1 protein-coding gene is annotated in these 1,047 nt (G+C 61.6%); it reads left to right on the top strand.

The window, feature by feature from the left end:
• Positions 1–65 precede the first annotated feature (65 nt).
• Positions 66–1,034 carry an IS1595 family transposase gene (locus tag AC1DS3_RS38970; RefSeq protein WP_477129406.1) on the top strand — a complete coding sequence of 323 codons (969 nt, stop codon included), beginning with the start codon at positions 66–68 and terminating at the stop codon, positions 1,032–1,034.
• Positions 1,035–1,047 lie beyond the last annotated feature (13 nt).

Below are 1,047 nucleotides of genomic sequence, written 5' to 3'. Positions count from 1 at the left end.
GGCGCTGTTCAGGTTAAGCGTGGATAGCTGCTAGACTTTGGTCGTTGATATGACGAGAGCAGTCGATGAACGCCCGCCAGTTCAAGAGATTCCTGGAGTCGGTGACCAAGCTCACCGCCGGCCAGTTGGAGCAGGTACGAAGCGCGCTTACTACGGAGCATACGGAGCGCGCCAGCTATCAGGCCATCGAGGCTGCGCGTCCATGTGTATGCCGCCGATGCGGCAGTGAGAAGGTGGTCCGGAACGGCGTCCAGAACGGTCTGCAGCGCTTCCTGTGCCGCGATTGCGGTAAGACGTTCAACGCTGCATCCGGGACGCCGCTCTCGCGGCTGCGCGACAAGGAACGGTTCGACGCGTACGCGCAATGCATGAAAAATGGCCTCACGGTGCGGGAAGCAGCGGACGCGGTTGGCCTAACGTTGGACAGAGCCTTTCGGTGGCGCCATCGCTTCCTGAGTGAGGTTGTCGCGCATCAACCGAAGGGTATCAGCGGCATCCTCGAAGTCGACGAGACCTACTTCCGAGAGTCACAGAAAGGGTCCAGGAAGCTCACCAGACCCTCGCGGAAACGAGGCGGCAAGGCGGAAGGACGTGGCCGGAAAAGCAAGGACTGGGTTCCCGTCCTTGTAGGCCGCGCTCGCGGGCAGGCCCAGACGGCCGACAAGGTGCTCGGCCGGCTGACCGGCGCCGAGGTGACTGACGCGCTCAAGGATGCCGTAACGCCGGGCGAGACCATCCTCTGCACGGACGGACACTCCGCCTTTCTTCATCTGCAGCGCACCCTCGGCGTGCAGACCAAGTCGTTCGTCGCCAGCTATCACGGCCCTGTGCTCGACAAGGTCTATCACGTCCAGTCCGCCAACAATTATCACGAGYGGCTCAAGTCGTGGATACAGCGCCAACTCAGGGGCGTGGCCACCAAGTACTTGCCGAACTACCTGGCTTGGCAACGGCTGATGAGCTGGAACAAGGAAGGCGTTTCCGCCGACGATGTCATCGCGTCAGCTCTCGGCAAGCAGGTCATCAACGTTTAATCTGAACAGCGCC

The organism is Cupriavidus sp. 01L46 (genome assembly GCF_056399905.1).
The sequence above is the reverse complement of the archived record's forward strand: the minus strand, read 5'-3'. Positions and strand labels throughout refer to the sequence as shown.